Raw genomic sequence first — 18,541 nt, 5'->3', positions numbered from 1 at the left:
CCGCCACCAGGGCCTGTTGACACTCCGAGGAACAGCGTTGCCATGGAAGTGACCCCGGGCGTCCTGCTCCATGTCCATGGTGTCGGCCTGCTGCTGACCGGCGACAGCGGCTCGGGCAAGAGCGACGGGGCACTGGCGCTGCTCGAGCGCGGCCATCAGCTGGTCGCCGATGACGTGGTGGAGGTCTCCCGCACCGGCGACCGCCTGCGGGGCCGGGCGCCGGCACGGCTGAAGGGGCTGCTGGAGGTGCGCGGCGTCGGCATCTGTCCCGTCGCCAGCCTGTTCGGGCCGAAGGCGCTGCGGGCCGACACCGTCGTCGACCTGGCCGTCACCCTGGAGACCGATGTGGACTGGACGAACTGGCCCCGGCTGGCTCCCCTGCACGACACGGTACCCATGGCGGGCGTCGCCGTGCCGCGCGTGCGCCTGCCGGTGAGCCCTGCCCGCCCGGTGGCCCTGCTGCTGGAGGTGATCGCGCGCCGGCACGCGGCCGGAACCCTTTCCCAGGAGGCGAGCCATGAATGAGGACACCCGGCTGATCATCGTCAGCGGCCTGTCCGGGTCGGGCAAGACCGTGGCCCTGCATACCCTGGAGGACAGCGGCTGCTACTGCATCGACAACCTGCCGGTGACCATGCTGTCGGCCTTCGGCGACCATGTCACCAGCCTCGGGCCCGGCGCCATCGGCCACTACGCCGTCGGCGTGGATGCGCGCAACCGCATGGACGACCTGGACGCCTTCCCGGAGATTCTCGCGGAGCTGGAACGGGTCACGGGGATCCGCCCGGAGATCCTCTTCCTCACCGCCGACGACGACACCCTGATCAAGCGCTTCTCCGAGACGCGCCGCCGGCACCCGCTGAGCACCGGCGAGGTCCCCCTGGCCGACGCCATCGCGCGCGAGCGCGCCCTGCTGGTGCCCATCCAGTCGCGGGCGGACCTGGTGATCGACACCACCGCCACGACGCTCCACCAGCTGCGCGAGCTGGTGCGCGAGCGGCTGGCCCGGAACGCGCGCCAGCTGTCGCTGCTGTTCCAGTCCTTCGGCTTCAAGCACGGCGTTCCCAGCGACGCCGATTTCGTCTTCGACGCCCGCGTTCTGCCCAATCCCCACTGGGAGCCCGACCTGCGCGTTCTCACCGGGCAGGATTCGGCCGTGCGGGACTACTTGTCGGCGCACCCGGATGTGGAGACCATGTACACCGACATCCGCGGCTTCCTGGCACGCTGGATACCGTCGTTCAAGCGCGACAACCGCAGCTACCTGACGGTGGCCATCGGCTGTACCGGCGGCCAGCACCGCTCGGTGTACCTGTGCGACCGTCTGGCGGCATCGTTCGACGACGGCACCCAGGATGTCAGCGTTCGCCACCGGGAATTGTCATGAGCGTCGGGATTCTCCTGGTTACCCACAACCGGATCGGCGCCGAGCTCCTGGATACGGCCCGGGAGACCCTGGGGTTCTGCCCGGTGCAGACCCGCACCCTGGCGGTCACGCCCGACGCCGAGCCCGCGGAGCTCACGCGCCGGGCCCTGGACCTGGTGGAGCTGCTGGACGACGGCGACGGGGTGCTGGTACTCACCGACTGCTACGGCTCCACGCCCAGCAATGTCGCCGCCCGGCTGGCCCAGGACCAGCGCATCATGGTCATTGCCGGCGTCAACCTGCCCATGCTGCTGCGCATCTTCAACTACCCGGGCCTGGGTCTCGCGGAGCTGGCCGACAAGGCCCGATCCGGCGGCCGGGACGGCGTCATCCTCGTCGAGATGTTCCGAACCTCAAGGGAGTCGTAAGGCGTGCCGACACGCGAGGTGACCATCATCAACAAGCTCGGCCTCCACGCCCGCGCCGCCGCGAAGTTCGTGGCCCTCGCCGGGCGCTTCGACAGCGTCGTCCAGGTGCACCGGGAAGGCAAGACCGTCAACGGCAAGAGCATCATGGGCATGATGATGCTCGCCGCCGGGCGGGGGACCACCATCGTGCTCGACGCCGAGGGCGACGATGCCGACGATGCCCTGGACGCCCTGGAAGGCCTGGTGAACGAACGCTTCCAGGAGGCGGAATAAGGACCGCCATGGCAGAATATGGACAACGAACACCGCCCACACACGGAGACCCATGTCCATGCGCGTTAAGGAGCTGATCGAGGCCTGGCAGCGGTCCGCCGGCGAGACACGCACGGCGGATACCTACGAAGTGCGGCTACCCGTGCATGACGCGGCCAAGCTGGCCGCGCTGCGGGAGATGTTCCCCGGCCGTACCGAGGAGGACCTGATCACCGACCTGATCTCGGCAGCACTGGACGAGCTGGAGGCCGCCTTCCCGTACGTGCAGGGAGCACGGATCGTCGCCGAGGACGAGCAGGGCGACCCGATCTACGAGGACATCGGCGACACCCCGCGGTTCAACGAGCTCACGCGCAAGCACCTGAAGCGCTTTCAGCAGGGCTGACCGCAGGGCCTAGGGCCCCCTAGTCCATCTCGAACAGATCCCGCAGCGCCGGCGCCATGCGCCGGATGCTGGCCTCGCCCTCGGCGATGGCCTCGCGGGCGCGGTCGAACTCCAGCAACCCCATCTGCGCGAGCCGCGGGGAGATCAGGATGTCCGGCGGATCGCCGGCCATGCGGCTGCGGGTAATGCGGTCCTGCATGATGTTCACCGAGCTCGCCGTTACCTGCAGCAGCCCGGGGCTCGTCTCGCCGCTGCCGTTCTGCGCCGTACTGCCCAGCGGCGGCATGGTCGGCATCTTCAGCCACGGCGCCCGCTCCCGGATGCCCGCGGCGAGGCGGTCCATCCAGTTCGGGTCCGACCGCTCGCTGGGCCGCGGCATGGTCACGGCGCCGCCGGCCCGCCGGAAGTGCCGCCCCAGCAGATCGCCGTTGAGGCTCACGGCGATCACCCGATCGGCCCCCATGGCGCGGCACAGGGAGACCGGCACCGGATTCACCAGCCCGCCGTCCACCAGCCAGCGGCCGTCGAGGCGCACCGGCGTGAAGATCCCGGGCAGGGAGATGGAGGCGCGCACGGCCTCGGCCACCGGCCCCTCGCGGAGCCAGATCTCCAGTCCCGTATCCAGCTCCGTGGCCACCGCGGCAACCGGCAGCCGGAGATCCTCGAAGCGGACGTCGCCGAAGTGCTCGCGAAAGCTCCGGACCAGGCGCTTGCCCTCGAAGAAGCCGCCGGCGGAGAAGCCCACGTCCATGTAGCCGATGATGTCCCGGCGCGTCAGGTGCAGCACCCAGTCCTCGAAGCCGGCCAGGGCGTCCAGCCCGTGGATGGCGCCGACGATGGCGCCCACCGACGTGCCGGCGATCAGGTCCGGCTGGATGTCCATCTCCGCCAGGGCCTTGATCACGCCGATATGCGCCCAGCCCCGGGCGGACCCGGCCCCGAGGGCAAGGCCGATCCGGGGGCGGTCGGAACGGGACTGATTCACTGCCAATCCTTTCCTGGCAAGCAGGCAATAACAGGTGCGGATCAATCATACCCGCCACGGGGACGGTCAGGGAATGGCTCCGGGCCGTCAGCCACGCACTGCTTCCCCCTGCCACTTGTGCATGCCCTCGGACCGCGGCGCCGTGCGGCGGAAGCCGAACGGCTCGTAGAGCTCCGGGACGTCGCCGATCAGCGAAATGTAGCTCCCGGCGGGCGCGGCGCGATCCAGGTAGCCCATGATGGACTGCACCAGACGCCGCCCGATGCCCCGGCGCTGGTAGGCAGGATCCACGGCCACGTCCACGATCTCGAAGTTGCAGCCGCCGTCACCGACGACGCGGCCCATGCCGACGGTCACGCCGTCGACCACCGCGACGACCCCGTACAGGGAATTGGGCAGGCCGCGCTCGGCGGCCTGCCGCGAGCGCCCGGTCATGCCGGCGGCCACCCGGAGACGGAGGAAATCCTCCACCTCGGGGACCTCTTCGCGGATGACAACGTCCTGCATCGCTCCTCCCGTGAACCGTTCACGTTCCCCGCCGGACATCCGGTAGGATACCGTCATCGGCCCTCCGAGCGGAGCACGGACCTGCCATGACCGACACCCCGCCCCCGCGCTGGCTGCTCCCCGCCATCGTCATCGCGCAGCTGCTGGCAACCAGCCTGTGGTTCGCCCCCAACGCCGTTCTGGCCACGCTGCAGGCGGACTGGTCCATGGGCGGCGGCGAGGGCATTGTCACCACGGCGGTGCAGCTGGGGTTCATCACCGGCACCCTGTGCTTCGCTCTGCTCGGCGTCGCCGACCGCTTCCATCCGGGCACGGTGTTCCTTGCCTCCGCCGTCACCGGCGCCGCGGCCAATGCCTCCATCCTGTTGTTCCACGAGTTCTTCGCGCCGGTGCTCCTGGCCCGCTTCCTCGTCGGCTTCTGCCTCGCCGGCGTCTACCCGGTGGGCATGAAGATGGCCGCCGGCTGGTACGGCGGCGGCCTGGGCTGGGCCCTGGGCTTCCTCGTGGGCGCACTGGTGCTCGGCACCGCCTCGCCCCACCTGCTGCGCGCCCTGGGCGCGGAGTGGAGCTGGCAGGCGGTGCTGGCGGGCACGTCCTGCCTGGCCGTGGCCGCCGGCGTCCTCGCCCGCCTGGTCCCGGAAGGGCCGTACCTCCAGCGCGGCGGCAGCATCCGCTTCGGCGGCGTTCTCCGGGCCTTCCGCGTGCGCCGCTTCCGCGCCTCGGCCATGGGGTACTTCGGGCACATGTGGGAGCTGTACGGGTTCTGGGCGTTCGTCCCCGTGTGGCTCGCCGCCTACGGCCTGCAGGGGGCCGAGCTGTCCCTGGCGGCGTTCGCCACCATCGGCCTGGGCGCGCTGGGATGCGCCGGCGGCGGCTTCCTGGCCCGGCACTGGGGAGGCGGCCGGGTGGCCTCGACCCAGCTGGGCATCTCCGGCGCCTGCTGCCTGCTGTCGCCGCTGCTGTTCGCCGCGCCGCCGCTGGCCTTCGGGCTGTTCATGGCCCTGTGGGGCATCACCGTCGCCGGGGACTCGCCGCAGTTCTCGGCCCTGAACGCCCGCTACGCCCCCCGCAAGCTGGTGGGCTCCGCCCTGACCATGGCGAACTGCATCGGCTTCTCCGTGAGCATCGGCAGCCTGACGCTGCTGGAATGGCTGCAGCGCTGGATGGATCCGGCCTGGCTGCTCATCGCCCTGCTGCCGGGTCCCATCCTGGGCGTACTGGCGGCACGCCCGCTGTGGTCGGGAACGCCGGCTGACCCGGCCGCGGCTGCGCGGGAGTGAACGGCGGCGACGGCGTCGCCGCCATCCGTCGCGCGACGGGCACGCAACCACCTTCACGGCCCTTGCCGCAGCGTGTCGGGGCTGTAGCCCAGCGCACGGTGCGCGCGGCCCATGGCGCGTAAGGCGTCGACGGCCTGCCGGAACGGCGTCCAGTCGTCCGTTTCGACGATGGACTGCCAGACGGGCTCCACGTGGTCGACCAGCATCTCGAGCGGCCCGTCCCCCTGCCAGTACGGCTCCGTGCGCAGCGTGGTGCACGCCGGTAGCGGCTCACATTCCCGCAGGCCGTCGATCACCGGCCGCCAGGCATCGGAAGCATACGTCCCGCTGGCCGGGCTGGCCTGCAGGCGCTGTTCGCCGGCCCCGCCCACGAGGTCGAAAAAGGGCCGCTGGAACGCGATGCCGCTGGTCTGCATGGCGTCGTAGAACGAGCCCACCAGGGCGCGCGCCCGGCCCGCGTCCCCGGGTGCCTGCAGCCCGAGACGGGCGAACGTGCGGGCGATGACGGCGCGGTCGAATTCTGTCTGGAAGGCGCCCGTACGGCGCTGGAGCTCCGGGCCGCGGCTGACAGGCGCCAGGCTGCGGGCCAGCTGCTCCAGGTTCCACAGCAGCGCGCCCGGCTGCCGACCGAACGCGTACAGCCCGGCGTCGTCGAAGTAGGCGGCCGTGAAACCGGGGTCCAGGCGGGGCAGGAAGCGCCAGGGCCCGTAGTCGAAGCTCTCCCCGGTGAGCACCACGTTGTCGCTGTTGACCACGCCGTGGACGAAGCCCGCCACCCACCACTCCGCGCCCATCTGCGCGACGGCACGCACCACGCACGACAGCAGCCCCGCCACGGGATCGGGATCCGCCGCGGCGGACGGCCAGTACTGCTCGATGACGTAGTCAACGAGCCGCTTCATGACGTCCCGTTCGCCGCGCAGGGCCAGGCGCTGGAAGGTGCCGATGCGGACGTGGCTGTGGCTCAGGCGGACCAGCACCGACGAGCGCGCGGGCGAGGGCTCGTCCTGGCGCACCAGCGACTCGCCGGTCTCGATCAGGCTCAGGCTCCGGGAGGTATAGCAGCCCATGGCTTCCAGCATCTCCGAGGCCAGGACCTCCCGCACCCCGCCCTTGAGGGTCAGTCGCCCGTCGGCGCCGCGCGACCAGGGCGTGCGCCCGGATCCCTTGGTGCCGAGATCCAGCAGCCGTCCGTCCGCCACGTCGCGGAGCTGGGCGAACAGGAACCCGCGGCCGTCGCCGAGCTCCGGATTGTAGGTGCGGAACTGGTGGCCGTGGTAGCGCAGCGCCAGGGGCGTGGCGAGGTTGTCCGGCAGCGGCTGGAAACCGGCGAAATGCCGGCACCACTCGGCATCGGTGAGCGTGTCCAGCCCGACGCGCCCCGCCCAGGCCTGGTTGCGGAATCGCAGCCGGTGCTCCGGGAATGCCGCCGGGGTCACCGGGTCGTAGAGCTCGGCATCGAGGGCGTGGTAGCGGGGATCCGGCCGGTAGTGCGGCGACACGGGCATGGATTCACCTCTCGGCAGGGCTTCCCGGATGCAATCGGCCCCGGACCGGCTCAAGCGCGCGGGCGGATCACGAGGGTCCCGGCGATCAGGTCGTGCAACGCCTGCTTGCGCGGATGAAACGCCACCATCAGGTAGCCGATCATGAACACCAGCGCCGACAGGAACGTCGCCAGGTAGCGGCCCGTGGCCCGGAGAAAGCTGATCCGCCGGCCCTGGAGGTCGGCCACCCGCAGGCCCACGGCCATCTTGCCCACGGTGGCCTGGTGGACGGAACTGTGCAGGCCGGCCCAGTACAGCCAGGCCGCGATCAGCTCGACGCCGTTCCACCAGGTCCAGTACGCCCCCACCCCGTAGTGCATGCCGGGGCCCTTGCCCATGCTGCCGCCGTACATGCCCGCGTCCATGGACCCGGGCGCGATGACCGACTGGATCAGCGCCAGGGGGATCAACAGCACCAGGGCATCGATGACCACGGCCAGGAGCCGGCGCCAGAAGCCGCCGTAGCCCGCGATCCCGGGCGGATGTCCCGCGAAGGCGCCGGTCTCCCGGGCCACCAGCTCCCTCTCCTGCGGATCCGTGGGTGCGCCGCAGGCGACACAGAACCGGGCATCGGCGGGGTTGTCCGCCCCGCACTGCGAACAGTACATGCGCTCTCCCTTCATGCTCGGGCCATCCGGAATCACAGCCCGCCGGGCAGATTCCCCGTGGCGCCGTCCGGATTGCTCCGGGGTGCGAACACCGGCTGCGCACGGGTCTCCCGGAAATGGCCCAGCGCCCAGTGGACGCTGGGGAAGGCGATCTCCTCGACGGGCACGGCATCGGCCGGGAACAGCTCCACCTCCCGGGACTCCGGCCCTGCCGCCACCTCGGGCGAGGTCAGCCGCGCCCGGTAGATCAGCTGCACCTGGCTGATGCGGGGGATGGAATACACCGCCAGGAGCTGCTCGATGGCCAGCTGCGCCCGGGCCTCTTCCCAGGCCTCGCGCAGCGCCCCGGCCTCGGCGTCCTCGCCCAGCTCCAGGTAGCCGGCCGGCAGCGTCCAGTAGCCGCTGCGCGGCTCGATGGCCCGCCGGCACAGCAGGATGCGGTCCTCCCAGTAGGCCACCGTGCCGACGACGATCTTCGGATTCTCGTACTGGATGAACCCGCAGTCGTCACAGACCAGGCGCTCGCGGTCGTCGCCGTCCGGTACCCGGCGGGTGAAGTTCGCGGGGTCGTAGGGATTCGTGGTACTCATGCCTGGCGAGTCTATGCGCCCGGGCGGGGGCGGACAAGCGCCGGCCGTCGGCGGACAGACAGGATACGAATCTTCCCGGACGTAGTGTCATGGAGATCTGGACCTCTCTGCTTCCCCAGGATCTCCCGGCCTGGGGCGCCGGGTTGCTGCTGCTTGCCAGCCTGGCGGCCTCGTTCGTGACCGCCGCGTTCGGCGCCGGCGGCGGGGTCGTGCTGCTCGCGGTGATGACCCTGTTCCTGCCGGTGGCCGCGGTCATTCCGCTGCACGGTGTCATCCAGGCGGGGTCCAACGCCGGCCGCACGGCGCTGACGTGGAGCGGCATCCGCTGGCCCGTGGTAGCGCTGTTCTCCGCCGGCGGGGTGCTCGGGGCGGCGGCGGGTTCCCGCGTCCTGGTGGATCTGCCCGGCGGCTGGATGGAGCTCGCCCTGGGCGCGTTCATCCTCTGGTCGTGCTGGGGACCGACCCCGGACCTGCGGCGCGGCTCACGGGGCCGCCTGGCGCTCGGCGGCGCTGCGACCAGCCTGGCGACCCTGTTCGTGGGCGCCACCGGCCCGCTGGTGGCCGCGCTGCTGCGGTCCCTGGCCCTGGACCGGCGCAGCCACGTGGGCACCTTCTCCGCCTGCATGGTGATCCAGCACGGCTTCAAGCTCGTCGTCTACGGCGGCCTCGGATTCGCCTTCGGTCCGTACCTGCCCTTCCTGGCCGGCATGATCACCGCCGGCCTGGCCGGCACCTACCTCGGACGCATGGCCCTGGAGCACCTCAGCGACCGGGGGTTCCACCGCGCCCTCACCGTCCTGCTCACCCTTCTGGCCCTGCGGCTGTGCTACACCGGCCTCACCGCCGTGGCCGGCTGGTGAGGCCGGGGACACCCAAGGGTTGCCGGCGGACACGGCAAAGCGGAACATGGCGGAAAAAGTTCCATCATCCCGGGGCACCATCATGACGGAATCGGCACCGACCCCCACGCTGAACGGCCTTGAAGAGCATCCCCAGCGTCGGCGAGTGGCCGGAGAAATCCATGCGCGCCCCTTCGAGACGCTGAACGGCCCGCTGCGCGCCACCCACCTGGCCGTGCTCAGCGACGACGGCGATAGCGACCAGCAGCGCGTGCGCGCCCTGTGCGAGGCCATGGACCAGGTGGCGCCGGCAGCCGACGCCACCCACCACAGCGTCGACCTGGGCGCGTTCCGGCTGCGCTGGGAACGGCATACGGAGTTCTCCACGTACACGTTCTTCGTCCCCGGTGCGCCGCCAACCCCCGGGGTACCGTTCGCGGAGACGGCGCTGGAGGCGGTGCCCGGGGACTGGCTGCAGACCCTGCCCGGACAGGTCATCGCCGCGGTGCACGTCACCATGGAAAGCCAGGACGCGCCGGATCATCCGCCCCACGAACTCACCGAGCTGTTCGGCACGCCCAACATCGCCGGCAGCGAGGTGGCCGACGGCGCCGCACGCGTCTACACCGACTTCCGGCTCCACGACGACGGCTACGGCCGCATTCTCATCCAGGACTGCGGACTGCCGTCCCGCCGGGCGGGCCGCCTGGTGCAGCGCCTGCTGGAGATCGAGACCTACCGGCTGCTGGCGCTGCTGGCCTTTCCCATGGCCCGCGAAGCGGGCAAGGATCTCACGGCGCTGGAGGAAGGGCTGGAGGCCATCACCCGGCGCATCACGCGCAGCGCCAGCCTGGAGAACGAGCAGGCCCTGCTGGCGGAGATCTCCGCCCTGTCCGCCGACCTGGAGCAGACCACGGCGCGCACCAGCTACCGGCTCAGTGCCGCGCGGGCCTACGACGCCCTGGTCCGGCGGCGCATCGAGAACCTGCGCGAGCAGCGCCTGAGCGAGCTGCAGACCATCGACGAGTTCCTGGTGCGCCGGTTCCGCCCGGCCATGCGCACCTGCGAGACCGTCGCCGAGCGCCAGGAGAACCTGGCCCGGCGCCTGTCCCGGGCCGCGGACCTGCTGCGCACCCGGGTGGATATCGCCCTGGAGGGCCAGAACCGCGACCTGCTGGCGTCCATGAACCGCCGCACGGACCTGCAGCTGCGCCTCCAGCAGACGGTGGAGGGGCTGTCGGTCCTGGTCATGAGCTACTACGGCAGCGGGCTGATCTCCTACATGCTCCACGGCCTCCACAGCGCCGGCGTGGACTTCAACGTCGACCTGGCCGTGGGCGCCGCGGTGCCGGTGGTGGTCGTCGGCGCGTTCCTGGGGCTGCGCTATCTCCGGAGGAAAGTGCTGGGAACGGAGGCGGCGCATTGAGGAAGTTTTCAGTTTGCAGTGTTCAGTTTGCAGTGTTCAGTTTTCAGTTTTCAGAACGGCTCAGAAATACCTCGGAGACCGCATCGCCGCCCGGAAGTGGCGGCCACCGCGAACGGGGTCCTCCCTCACCTTGCCCGCTGCTGACCCGCTGCTGAACACTGAAAACTGACAACTGCAAACTTCTATCCTGGCGGCATACCGCCCGGGCCGCCGAGCTGGCGCATCATCCGCTGCATGCCGCCCTTCTTCTTCACCTGCTTCATCATCTTCTGCATCTGCTTGAACTGCTTCAGCAGGCGGTTGACATCCTGCACCTGGGTGCCGGAACCGGTGGCGATGCGGCGCTTGCGGGAGCCGTTGATGACATCCGGGCGGCGGCGCTCCGCGGGGGTCATGGAGTTGATGATGGCCACCAGCCGGCGGATATCCTTGTCGTCCACCTGCCCCTTGACCTTGTCGGCCATGCCGCCCATGCCGGGCATCTTGTCCATGATGCTGCCGATGCCGCCCATGTTCCCGAGCTGGCTCATCTGGTCGCGGAAGTCCTCCAGGTCGAAACCCTTGCCCTTCTTGAGCTTGCGGGTCAGCCGGTCGGCCTCCTCGCGGTCGACGCCGCGCTCGACCTCTTCCACCAGGCTGAGCATGTCGCCCATGCCGAGGATGCGCGAGGCGACCCGGTCCGGGTGGAACGGCTCCAGCGCCTCGGTCTTCTCCCCGGTACCCAGGAACTTGATGGGCTTGCCGGTGATCTGCCGGATGGACAGCGCGGCGCCGCCCCGGGCATCGCCGTCGGTCTTGGTGAGAATGACCCCCGTGAGCGGCAGCGCGTCGTTGAACGCGTGGGCGGTGTTCACCGCGTCCTGGCCGGTCATGCTGTCGACCACGAACAGCGTCTCCGCCGGCTCCAGCGCCTGGTGGAGCTGGCCGACCTCGGCCATCATGCCCTCGTCGACGTGCAGCCGGCCGGCAGTGTCCACCAGCAGCACGTCGTGGAACTGCTTGCGGGCGTGATCCACCGCCGCCCGGGCGATGGCCTCGGGTTTCTGGCCGGTATCCGACGGGAAGAAGTCCACCTCCACTTCCCGGGCCAGGGTCTCCAGCTGGTCGATGGCCGCGGGCCGGTAGACGTCGCAGCTCACCACCAGGACCTTCTTCTTCTCCCGCTCCCGCAGGTAGCGTGCGAGCTTGGCGACACTGGTGGTCTTGCCGGCGCCCTGGAGGCCGGCCACCATGACCACCGCCGGCGGCCGGACGCTGAGGTCGAGCGCGTCGTTGGCCTCGCCCATGACGCGCACGAGCTCGTCCTTGACGATCTTCACGAACGTCTGCCCCGGGGTCAGGCTGCGCTTGACCTCCTCGCCCAGGGCGCGCTCCTTGACGTCGCGGATGAAGTCCTTGACCACCGGCAGGGCCACGTCCGCTTCCAGCAGGGCCATGCGGACCTCCCGCAGGCTCTCCTGGATGTTGTCCTCGGTGAGCCGTCCCTGCCCGCGCAGGCGTTTCATGACGCCATCGAGGCGCTCACTCAGATTGTCAAACATGCCGTGGCCTCTCGCCTCCGCAGTAGTCGGGATCCGGACATCGGGGAAACGTTGCCGCCGCTCCGTACGCAGGCGCTGCCATGCGTACCGGCGGGCGAAACCGATAGCCCGCCAAGGTAACGCCTGCCCCCTCTCCGATCAATCGCCGGATGCCGGGACGGCCAACGTTCAGAAAGGAACCGCCGCCGCTTTGCCGGCTCCGGCATCTGTGCGATGATCCTTTCGGCGGCGTGCCCGTCGCGCTTTGCCCGGCCGTCGTCCCCGGCACTGAATGATGGACCCGATGATTCCGACCTTTCTCTCCACCGCACTCTACCTGCTGACCGCAGCCGGGTTCGCCTGGCGCCTGGCCGCCGGTCCGGAGCATGTCCCCTGGCGTACGGCCCTGCTCGCCACCGGCGGAGTCGGCGTGGTGGTCCACACGGCCGTCCTGTGGGGCCAGATGGACACGGGAGCAGGACTCAACCTGGGTTTCTTCAACGCCGCCTCGCTGGTCGCGGCGCTCATGGCCCTGATCGTCATCCTGGGGGCGCTGCAGCGCCCGGTGGAGAACCTCATGGTCTTCATCCTGCCGGTCGCGGCGGTCATCGAGCTGATCAACCAGTTCCTGGGCACGGGGGTGGCACCGATCACGCGCTTCCCGGGCGGCCTGGAGGTTCACGTGATCACCTCCATCATCGCCTTCGCCGTGCTCAGCATCGCGGTGGTCCAGGCGCTGGTGCTGGCCTGGCAGGATCGCCGGCTGCGCCACCGGCACCCGGGCGGCATCATCCGTGCGCTGCCGCCGCTGCAGGAGATGGAGCACCTGCTGTTCCAGATGATCCGCCTGGGCTTTGTCCTGCTGACCCTGGCGCTGATCACCGGCACCTTCTACCTTGAGGACCTCTTCGCCCAGCATCTGGCCCACAAGACGGTATTCAGCGTCGCCGCCTGGGCGATCTTCGCCCTGCTGCTGTTCGGCCGCTGGCGCTACGGCTGGCGCGGCCGCACGGCGATCCGCTGGACGCTGGGCGGCTTCGCGGCATTGCTGCTTGCCTACTTCGGCACCAAGCTCGTTCTGGAACTCATCCTCGGCCGCGGCTGACCCATGCGCGCCCGCCGCCAGACTGCGAGGTTTCTCCCGTGAGCGACATCCCCCTGGAGATGCTGTTCGCCATACTGGCCGTGCTGCTCGTGCTGTCGGCGTTCTTCTCCAGCTCGGAAACGGCGCTGATGAGCCTCAACCGCTACCGGCTGCGGCACCTGGCCCGCAGCGGCCGGCGCTCGGCGCGGCTGGCGACGAAGCTGCTGGACCGCCCGGATCGCATCCTCGGGGTCATCCTGCTCGGCAACAACTTCGTCAACATCCTGGCGGCCTCCCTGGCGACGGTGATCGCGCTGGAGCTCTACGGCGAGGGGGCCGTCGGGCCCGCGTCGCTGCTGCTGACCCTGGTGGTCCTGATCTTCTCCGAGGTGGCCCCCAAGACGCTGGCCGCGCTGCATCCCGAGCGCATCGCCTTCCCGGCCGCATGGCCGCTGGCCGTGCTGCTGCGGCTGCTCTACCCGCTGGTCTGGGCCGTCAACACCGTGGCCAACGCCACACTGCGGCTGTTCCGCGTGGACCCGCGCGGCAGCGGCGAGGAGAACCTCAGCCGCGAGGAGCTGCGCTCGGTGGTCAACGAGGCGGGCACACTGATCCCGCGGCGCCACCAGAAGATGCTGCTGAACATCCTGGACCTGGAGAAGGCCACGGTGGAGGACATCATGGTGCCGCGCAACGAGATCGTGGGCATCGATGTCACCGACGACTGGGACGAGATCGTCACCCAGCTCGCCACCAGTCAGCACACCCGCCTGCCGGTGTTCCGGGAGAGCATCGACGACGTCCACGGCATCCTCCACCTGCGGCGCATCATCCCGGATCTCACCAGCCAGCGCCTGACCCGGGAGCAGTTGCTGGAGCACGTCGACCCGGTGTACTTCATTCCCGAGGGCACCCGCCTGCACACGCAGCTGGTCAACTTCCAGCGCCAGCACTGCCGGGTGGGCATGGTAGTGGACGAGTACGGCGACATCATGGGCCTGGTGGCGCTGGAGGACATCCTCGAGGAGATCGTCGGCGAGTTCACCACCGACCCGGCGGCCCATTCCCGGCACCTGCGCCCGCTGGAGTCCGGCGGCTATCTGGCCCAGGGCAGCATCAGCGTGCGCGAGCTCAACCGCGCCCTGGACTGGGACCTGCCCACCGACGGCCCGCGGACGCTCAACGGCCTGATCCTGGAGCACCTGCAGTCCATCCCGGAGCCGGGCACCAGCCTGCTGGTGCACGGCTTCCCCGTCACCATCGTCCAGACCCAGGACAACAAGGTGAAGACCGCCGAGATCCAGCCCCGGGCGGTGCGCCCGCGGCGACGGCGGACCGAGTAGGCACGGCGGCGGAGGCGGGCGCGGGGACGGAGGGACTTGCCATGGGCGACTTTGCGCAGCGCCGGAGCGCAGGCCGTCCGGCCCCGAAGGGGTGGCGGCAGGGATGCCGCCACCGGCTGTCAGCACAGGGATGTGCTGTCAGCCGGCCAGGCCGGAGCGGAGGATAGGCCCCTGCTTCCACCGAAGCAGGGGCCGTAAGCGGAGCTCCGGAGCCCATGGCAAGTCCCTCCGTCCCCGCGCCCGCCTCCGCGTCTCCCCGCCCGAGACCCTGGTGAGACACGGCTCCGCTTCCGCAAGGATGCCTACCTGCCCCTTGCGCGCGGATACCACCGCAACGCGCCGAAGGCGATCAGGCCGATCGCGCACACGGCGACCACCGGGGCATTGAGCCAGCGCAGGTAGGGGGTCGCCCCCTGGCGCGGCTGGATGGTGGCGGCCAGTGACGCCGGGCGGAACTGCGGCGCCCGCTCGATGATCCGCCCGCGCTCGTCCACGGCGGCGGTGATGCCCGTGTTGGTGCTGCGCAGCAGCGGGCGCCGGAACTCCATGGCCCGCATGCGCGCCATCTGCAGGTGCTGGTGCGGCCCGATGGTGCGCCCGAACCAGCCGTCGTTGCTGACGTTCACCAGGTAGGTCGCCTCGGGCAGCGCCGTCGCCATCAGCCGGGGGAAGATCACCTCGTAGCAGATGGAGATCGCCGCGACCCGTCCGCCGGCCCGCAGGGTGCCGGCGGACGTGCCGGCGCTGAAATCCCCCATGGGCGCGCCGAAGACGTCCAGCAGCCCGCCCAGGTACGCGCGGAAGGGCACGTACTCGCCGAACGGCACCAGATGACGCTTGTGATAGAACCCCACCTGGTCCCCCAGCGCCATGACGCTGTTGTACGCGCGACGGCTGGACTCGTCGAAGGTGGGCAGCCCGAGGAGGAGATCGGTGCCGTGGAACGCCGCCTCGTCGCCCAGGGGCGCCAGGTATTCCGCGGAGGCGCGGTCCTGGTACATGGGCACCGCCGTCTCCGGCCAGACCACCAGATCCGCGCCCCAGTGCTCGGACGTCAGGCGCCGGTACCGGTCCATGATGAACGCGCGGTACTCCGGATCCCATTTCACGTCCTGGCCGATATTGCCCTGGAGCAGCGCGGCGGACAGCGGCTCCCCCGCCGTCGTCGTCCAGTCCGCCTGCCGCAGGGCCAGCCCGGCGACGAACACCAGCGCCACCCCGGCGGCGACGGGGACGATGCGCTGCTGCCCCGGCTGCCGCGCAGCCCAGGCCAGGGCGCCGGCACCGGTGGCCACGAGCAGGCTGATGCCCAGGCTGCCGATCACCGGGGCGAAGCCGTTGAGCCAGGTATCCGTCTGGGTGTAGCCGAGCTGCAGCCAGGTGATCCCCGTGAACAGCCAGCCCCGGACCCATTCCACCAGCACCCACGCCAGGGGCAGGGCCGCCATCAGCGCCAGGGCCTCGTGCCGCGGCCGCACCAGGCGCCACAGGCCCACCGCCAGTAGCGGGATCAGCCCGAACAGCAGCGCCAGCACCAGGCAGAAGACGATCGCCGCCCACAGGCCGCCGCCGTAGAACATCACGCTGTGGTAGATCCAGAACCCGCCGGCGGCGAACCAGCCCACGCCCCAGGCATAGGCGGGCAGCGCCCAGCCGCGGTCGGGATCCGCCACCAGGTACACGAGCACGGCGGGGGCGAGAAAGGCGACCGGCCACCACCCGAACGGCGCGTAGGCCAGGGGGCACAGGGCACCGCCGATGAGGGCGAGGCCGATGCGCGGCCATTGATCACGAACCGCGGCAGGCAGGCGAACACGAGGCATGGACGAGCATTCCCGGATGTTGATGGAGACAAGCCGGCGGCGGCACACGACGCCGCCGTGAGGCGCACACTATCGCCGCAGCGCCACGTGGCTGCAAGGGGAACGGTTCACTCGGACGGCGGCGGCTCTGCGGCGGCCTCCTCGCCCTGCTCCCGGGCGGCCGCACGCGGCTCCGGCATGACCAGCAGCAGGTGGATGCGCCGGTTGTCGGCGCGCACCACCTCGAACCGCAACCCTTCCAGGGTCACGCTCTCGCCGCGTCCCGGCAGATGGCCGAAGGCGTGGGCGACGTAGCCGCCGATGGTATCGAACTCGTCGTCGCTGAAGCCGGTGCCGAAGTGCTCGTTGAAGTCCTCCACCGGCGTCAGCGCCTTGACCACGCTGCTGCCCTCGCGGTGGCTGAGGATATAGGTGTCGTCGTCGACGTCGTGCTCGTCGTCGATCTCGCCGACGATCTGCTCGAGAACATCCTCGATGGTCACCATGCCGGCGACACCGCCGTACTCGTCGACGACCACGGCCAGGTGATTGCGGCTGGCGCGGAACTCCTTGAGCATCACGTCCAGGCGCTTGCTCTCCGGCACGAACAGGGCCGGCCGCATGACCTCGCGCATGTCGAAGCGGCTCTGGCTGGTCTCCGAGGAGTACTGCAGGAGGTCCTTGGCGATGAGAATGCCGATGACGTCGTCACGGTTCTCGCCGATCACCGGAAAGCGGGAGTGGCCGGACTCGATCACCGGCGGCAACAGCTCCCCGGGGCTGGCGTCCCGCCGCACGACCACCATCTGCGAGCGCGGGATCATGATGTCCCGCACCTGCATCTCGGAGACGTGCAGGGCGCCCTCGATCATGGCCAGCTGGTCGGCGTCCAGCAGGCCGCGTCGCTGGGCATCGCGCAGGACATCCACCAGGCTTTCCCGGTCCCTGGGTTCGCCGGAGATCGCCTGACCGATCCGCTCCAGCCAGGACCGGTGGTCGTTGCTGCTACTTCGGTCGTCGCTGCTCATGGACTCCCATGCCGTTGCCAAGAAATCAGGGGTCAGGAGTGACCCGGCACTCCTCACGCCTGGTTTCTTGCACCGGCCTCGTCCCGGTACGGGTCGGCAATCCCCAGCCCCGCCAGGATCATCCGCTCGCGCGCCTCCATGACCTCGGCGTCGCCGTCCTCCTCATGATCGTAGCCCAGAAGATGGAGCGTGCCGTGCACCACCATGTGTGCCCAGTGGTCCTGCAGCGGCTTGCCCTGCTCCTGCGCCTCGCGCGCCACCACCTCGGCGCAGATGACCAGGTCGCCGAGCTCCCCGGACGGGCCGAACGCCTCCGGGATCTCGCAGGGAAACGACAGCACGTTGGTCGCGTAGTCGCGCCCGCGATAGTCGCGGTTCAGGGCCCGCGCCTCGTCCGGGGCGACCACCCGCACCACGATCTCGGCGTCCTGTCGGTGACCGGAAAGCGCCGCCGTCACCCACTGCTGCATCGCGGCCTCCCCGGGGAGGCCGCGATCCTCGCAGGCCACCTGGACGATTGCCGCGCTCACTGTCCGCCACCGCCCTGCTCGCGCTCCTGGCTCACCCGGTCGTAGGCCTGGACGATGCGCTGGACCAGCGGGTGCCGGACCACGTCGGCCGCAGTGAAGAAGGTGAAACTCACGCCCTCGACATCGCGCAGCACCTCGGCGGCGTCCCGGAGCCCGGAGGCCGTGCCCCGCGGCAGGTCCACCTGGGTCACGTCGCCGGTCACCACCGCCGTCGAGCCGAAGCCGATGCGGGTGAGGAACATCTTCATCTGCTCCACGGTGGTGTTCTGGGCCTCGTCCAGGATGATGAACGACTGGTTCAGGGTACGGCCGCGCATGTAGGCCAGCGGCGCGATCTCGATGACGTTGCGCTCGATGAGCTTGGCCACGCGGTCGAAGCCGAGCATCTCGAACAGGGCGTCGTAGAGCGGGCGCAGGTAGGGGTCGACCTTCTGCGCCAGGTCCCCCGGCAGGAACCCCAGCCGCTCGCCGGCCTCCACCGCCGGGCGCACCAGCACCAGCCGCCGCACCTGGTCGCTCTCCAGCGCTTCCACCGCCGCCGCCACGGCCAGGTACGTCTTGCCGGTACCGGCCGGGCCGATGCCGAAGTTGAGGTCGCATTCCTGGATGTTGCGCAGGTAGACCTGCTGATTCGGGCCGCGACCGCGGATCTCCGCCTTGCGCGTGTGGATCACCACGTCCTCGTCGCGGGCCTTTTCGTGCCCCTCGCGGACGCGCTCCTCCACCGCGGCATCCTGGAGGTACAGGTGGACGTTCTCCGGCGACAGCTCTTCCTCCGCCGATGCCTGGTAGAGATCCTTGAGGACGCTGACGGCGGCGTTGACCGCCGACTGCTCGCCGATGACCCGAAAGCGGTGCGCCCGGTTGCTGATCTCCACCCCGAGGCGATGCTCGACCTGGCGCAGGTTCTCGTCGAACTGGCCGCAGAGCCGGGCAAGCCGATCGTTGTCCGCCGGTTCAAGACGGAAATCCAGGGACTCGGATTGCTCTTTCAATAGCT

The 18,541-nt window shown here is 70.1% G+C and carries 20 protein-coding genes; 10 read left to right on the top strand and 10 right to left on the bottom strand.

Going from position 1 to position 18,541, the window contains the following annotated elements:
• Positions 1-42 precede the first annotated feature (42 nt).
• From QWY84_RS07125 to QWY84_RS07105, 5 genes are read left to right on the top strand one after another with little or no spacing between them, the layout of a single operon-like run.
• Complete coding sequence (locus QWY84_RS07125) at positions 43-525, top strand: hypothetical protein (RefSeq protein ID WP_290201848.1); 483 nt, start codon at positions 43-45, stop codon at positions 523-525.
• Entirely contained in the window at positions 518-1,387 is an 870-nt protein-coding gene (gene rapZ / locus QWY84_RS07120) for an RNase adapter RapZ (protein WP_290201846.1), read from the top strand. The genes QWY84_RS07125 and rapZ overlap by 8 nt, the downstream gene beginning before the upstream one ends.
• Positions 1,384-1,794 (top strand): PTS sugar transporter subunit IIA, encoded by a 411-nt coding sequence (locus tag QWY84_RS07115; protein WP_290201844.1) that lies wholly within the window; start codon positions 1,384-1,386, stop codon positions 1,792-1,794. Before rapZ ends, QWY84_RS07115 begins: the two co-directional genes overlap by 4 nt.
• A 3-nt stretch (positions 1,795-1,797) precedes the next feature.
• Entirely contained in the window at positions 1,798-2,067 is a 270-nt protein-coding gene (locus tag QWY84_RS07110; protein ID WP_290201843.1) for an HPr family phosphocarrier protein, read from the top strand.
• Between the two features lie 52 nt (positions 2,068-2,119).
• The gene (locus QWY84_RS07105) at positions 2,120-2,452 is read left to right on the top strand and encodes a type 1 pili tip component (protein ID WP_353959872.1); all 333 of its coding nucleotides are present in this window, start codon (positions 2,120-2,122) and stop codon (positions 2,450-2,452) included.
• Between the two features lie 19 nt (positions 2,453-2,471).
• Here QWY84_RS07105 and QWY84_RS07100 read toward each other — a convergent pair whose 3' ends face one another.
• Together QWY84_RS07100 and QWY84_RS07095 are read right to left on the bottom strand one after the other, a co-directional pair.
• Entirely contained in the window at positions 2,472-3,437 is a 966-nt protein-coding gene (locus tag QWY84_RS07100) for a patatin-like phospholipase family protein (RefSeq protein WP_290201841.1), read from the bottom strand.
• Positions 3,438-3,524: 87 nt separating this feature from the next.
• Positions 3,525-4,001 (bottom strand): GNAT family N-acetyltransferase, encoded by a 477-nt coding sequence (locus QWY84_RS07095; RefSeq protein WP_290201838.1) that lies wholly within the window; start codon positions 3,999-4,001, stop codon positions 3,525-3,527.
• A gap of 29 nt (positions 4,002-4,030) precedes the next feature.
• Between QWY84_RS07095 and QWY84_RS07090 the strand changes: the two genes are divergently transcribed.
• The gene (locus tag QWY84_RS07090; RefSeq protein ID WP_290201836.1) at positions 4,031-5,224 is read left to right on the top strand and encodes an MFS transporter; all 1,194 of its coding nucleotides are present in this window, start codon (positions 4,031-4,033) and stop codon (positions 5,222-5,224) included.
• Positions 5,225-5,277: 53 nt separating this feature from the next.
• Here the strand turns inward: QWY84_RS07090 and QWY84_RS07085 are convergent, their stop codons facing one another.
• From QWY84_RS07085 to QWY84_RS07075, 3 genes are read right to left on the bottom strand one after another with little or no spacing between them, the layout of a single operon-like run.
• Positions 5,278-6,732, bottom strand: coding sequence for a protein adenylyltransferase SelO family protein (locus tag QWY84_RS07085; protein WP_290201835.1), 1,455 nt, complete (start codon positions 6,730-6,732; stop codon positions 5,278-5,280).
• A gap of 50 nt (positions 6,733-6,782) precedes the next feature.
• On the bottom strand, positions 6,783-7,379 hold the full coding sequence (locus QWY84_RS07080) for an RDD family protein (protein ID WP_290201834.1): 597 nt from the start codon (positions 7,377-7,379) through the stop codon (positions 6,783-6,785).
• A 32-nt stretch (positions 7,380-7,411) separates the two neighbouring features.
• Positions 7,412-7,969, bottom strand: coding sequence for an NUDIX hydrolase (locus QWY84_RS07075; protein ID WP_290201833.1), 558 nt, complete (start codon positions 7,967-7,969; stop codon positions 7,412-7,414).
• Between the two features lie 89 nt (positions 7,970-8,058).
• Here QWY84_RS07075 and QWY84_RS07070 point away from each other — a divergent pair, with 89 nt between their 5' ends.
• The gene (locus tag QWY84_RS07070) at positions 8,059-8,829 is read left to right on the top strand and encodes a sulfite exporter TauE/SafE family protein (RefSeq protein WP_290201831.1); all 771 of its coding nucleotides are present in this window, start codon (positions 8,059-8,061) and stop codon (positions 8,827-8,829) included.
• An 82-nt stretch (positions 8,830-8,911) separates the two neighbouring features.
• Complete coding sequence (locus tag QWY84_RS07065; protein WP_290201829.1) at positions 8,912-10,234, top strand: DUF3422 family protein; 1,323 nt, start codon at positions 8,912-8,914, stop codon at positions 10,232-10,234.
• Between the two features lie 182 nt (positions 10,235-10,416).
• Here QWY84_RS07065 and ffh read toward each other — a convergent pair whose 3' ends face one another.
• Positions 10,417-11,775 carry a signal recognition particle protein gene (gene ffh / locus QWY84_RS07060; RefSeq protein WP_290201828.1) on the bottom strand — a complete coding sequence of 453 codons (1,359 nt, stop codon included), beginning with the start codon at positions 11,773-11,775 and terminating at the stop codon, positions 10,417-10,419.
• Positions 11,776-12,058: 283 nt separating this feature from the next.
• Here ffh and QWY84_RS07055 point away from each other — a divergent pair, with 283 nt between their 5' ends.
• Together QWY84_RS07055 and QWY84_RS07050 are read left to right on the top strand one after the other, a co-directional pair.
• Positions 12,059-12,859, top strand: a complete 801-nt coding sequence (locus QWY84_RS07055) for a cytochrome C assembly family protein (protein WP_290201827.1) — start codon at positions 12,059-12,061, stop codon at positions 12,857-12,859.
• 38 nt (positions 12,860-12,897) lie between these two features.
• Positions 12,898-14,181, top strand: coding sequence for an HlyC/CorC family transporter (locus QWY84_RS07050; RefSeq protein WP_290201824.1), 1,284 nt, complete (start codon positions 12,898-12,900; stop codon positions 14,179-14,181).
• Positions 14,182-14,483: 302 nt separating this feature from the next.
• Here the strand turns inward: QWY84_RS07050 and lnt are convergent, their stop codons facing one another.
• From lnt to QWY84_RS07030, 4 genes are all read right to left on the bottom strand, one after another.
• Positions 14,484-16,004 carry an apolipoprotein N-acyltransferase gene (lnt, locus tag QWY84_RS07045; protein WP_290201822.1) on the bottom strand — a complete coding sequence of 507 codons (1,521 nt, stop codon included), beginning with the start codon at positions 16,002-16,004 and terminating at the stop codon, positions 14,484-14,486.
• Positions 16,005-16,111: 107 nt separating this feature from the next.
• Entirely contained in the window at positions 16,112-17,011 is a 900-nt protein-coding gene (locus tag QWY84_RS07040; protein ID WP_290201819.1) for a CorC family transporter, read from the bottom strand.
• 53 nt (positions 17,012-17,064) lie between these two features.
• Positions 17,065-17,481: an rRNA maturation RNase YbeY gene (gene ybeY / locus QWY84_RS07035; RefSeq protein ID WP_290202694.1), complete on the bottom strand. Its 417-nt coding sequence runs from the start codon at positions 17,479-17,481 to the stop codon at positions 17,065-17,067.
• 56 nt (positions 17,482-17,537) lie between these two features.
• A complete protein-coding gene (locus QWY84_RS07030; protein WP_290201818.1) occupies positions 17,538-18,536 on the bottom strand; it encodes a PhoH family protein in 999 nt (332 codons plus the stop codon).
• Between the last annotated feature and the right edge of the window lie 5 nt (positions 18,537-18,541).

The organism is Aquisalimonas lutea (assembly GCF_030409225.1).
Classification (GTDB): Bacteria; Pseudomonadota; Gammaproteobacteria; order Nitrococcales; family Aquisalimonadaceae; genus Aquisalimonas; species Aquisalimonas lutea.
This window is presented reverse-complemented; position numbering and strand designations above follow the sequence as displayed.